Consider the following 1,334-nt stretch of genomic DNA (forward strand, 5'->3'; position numbering starts at 1 on the left):
TTTCAATAAAGTGTGGTAACGATGGCAAGAAGGAGACACCTGTACCCATGCCGAACACAGAAGTTAAGCTTTTTAGCGCCGAGGGTAGTTGGGGGATTCCCCCTGCAAGAGTAGGACGTTGCCACGCTTTTATTTTTCCGCCATAGCTCAGTTGGTAGTAGCGCATGACTGTTAATCATGATGTCGTAGGTTCGAGTCCTACTGGCGGAGTAGGATATTTGAATTCTGGAGAGTTGTCCGAGAGGCCGAAGGAGCACGATTGGAAATCGTGTAGGCGGGTAACACTGTCTCAAGGGTTCGAATCCCTTACTCTCCGTTTTTTATGTTGGCCCGTTGGTCAAGCGGTTAAGACACCGCCCTTTCACGGCGGTAACACGGGTTCGAATCCCGTACGGGTCATTTTTGGAGGTTTAGCTCAGCTGGGAGAGCACCTGCCTTACAAGCAGGGGGTCAGCGGTTCGATCCCGTTAACCTCCACTTTCTAATATTCTGGTTCCGTGGTGTAGGGGTTAACATGCCTGCCTGTCACGCAGGAGATCGCGGGTTCAAATCCCGTCGGGACCGTATGGTTCAGTAGCTCAGTTGGTAGAGCACTTGATTGAAGCTCAAGGTGTCGGCAGTTCGATTCTGTCCTGAACCACTGAATTTTAACTTGGGGAGATAGCGAAGTGGCTAAACGCGGCGGACTGTAAATCCGCTCCTTAGGGTTCGGCAGTTCGAATCTGCCTCTCCCCACTTTATAAATATTTAAACTACCTAGGGGTATAGTTTAAAGGTAGAACGAAGGTCTCCAAAACCTTTGGTGTGGGTTCGATTCCTACTACCCCTGTTATTACTTATCGTGGCGGTCGTGGCGAAGTGGTTAACGCTCCGGATTGTGGCTCCGGCATTCGCGGGTTCGATTCCCGTCGATCGCCCTTTTTATTGGGGTATAGCCAAGCGGTAAGGCAACGGACTTTGACTCCGTCATTCGTTGGTTCGAATCCAGCTACCCCAGTTTTTGAATATGGCGGTATAGCCAAGTGGTAAGGCAGAGGTCTGCAAAACCTTCATCACCGGTTCAAATCCGGTTACCGCCTTGCACATGCCGGCGTGGCGGAATTGGCAGACGCGCTGGACTCAAAATCCAGTGCCCTCACGGGCGTGCCGGTTCGACCCCGGCCGCCGGTATAGTTGAAAAGACAAGGTTAAAACCTTGTCTTTTTGTGGGTGTACAATAAATCGTGTTGGTGAACAAAAAAGTTCGCCAACACGATTATTTTTTATATAAAAAAGTGAAGCAAACCAGTAAACTATAAGTTGAGATAAAATAGTAAAGAGGTGCTTCACATGGA

Annotated in this window: 12 tRNA genes and 1 rRNA gene; all 13 read left to right on the forward strand. The window is 49.4% G+C overall.

What is annotated here, in order from left to right:
- Positions 1-11 precede the first annotated feature (11 nt).
- The 13 genes from rrf (at position 12) to E4T68_RS08865 (ending at position 1,170) form a co-directional block, all read left to right on the forward strand.
- Positions 12-127: ribosomal RNA gene (gene rrf / locus E4T68_RS08805) — 5S ribosomal RNA — on the forward strand.
- A gap of 9 nt (positions 128-136) precedes the next feature.
- Positions 137-210, forward strand: a tRNA-Asn gene (locus E4T68_RS08810).
- A 17-nt stretch (positions 211-227) separates the two neighbouring features.
- Positions 228-316, forward strand: a tRNA-Ser gene (locus tag E4T68_RS08815).
- Between the two features lie 11 nt (positions 317-327).
- Positions 328-399: transfer RNA gene (locus tag E4T68_RS08820), tRNA-Glu, on the forward strand.
- A 5-nt stretch (positions 400-404) separates the two neighbouring features.
- Positions 405-477 (forward strand) — tRNA-Val (locus tag E4T68_RS08825).
- 14 nt (positions 478-491) lie between these two features.
- A tRNA-Asp gene (locus E4T68_RS08830) sits at positions 492-564 on the forward strand.
- A gap of 3 nt (positions 565-567) precedes the next feature.
- Positions 568-640: transfer RNA gene (locus E4T68_RS08835), tRNA-Phe, on the forward strand.
- A gap of 14 nt (positions 641-654) precedes the next feature.
- Positions 655-735 (forward strand) — tRNA-Tyr (locus E4T68_RS08840).
- A 23-nt stretch (positions 736-758) separates the two neighbouring features.
- Positions 759-829: transfer RNA gene (locus E4T68_RS08845), tRNA-Trp, on the forward strand.
- A 15-nt stretch (positions 830-844) separates the two neighbouring features.
- Positions 845-917, forward strand: a tRNA-His gene (locus E4T68_RS08850).
- A gap of 8 nt (positions 918-925) precedes the next feature.
- Positions 926-997, forward strand: a tRNA-Gln gene (locus E4T68_RS08855).
- 11 nt (positions 998-1,008) lie between these two features.
- A tRNA-Cys gene (locus E4T68_RS08860) sits at positions 1,009-1,079 on the forward strand.
- Between the two features lie 7 nt (positions 1,080-1,086).
- A tRNA-Leu gene (locus E4T68_RS08865) sits at positions 1,087-1,170 on the forward strand.
- Positions 1,171-1,334 lie beyond the last annotated feature (164 nt).

The organism is Granulicatella sp. WM01 (assembly GCF_004570605.1).
Taxonomy (GTDB): Bacteria; Bacillota; Bacilli; order Lactobacillales; family Aerococcaceae; genus WM01.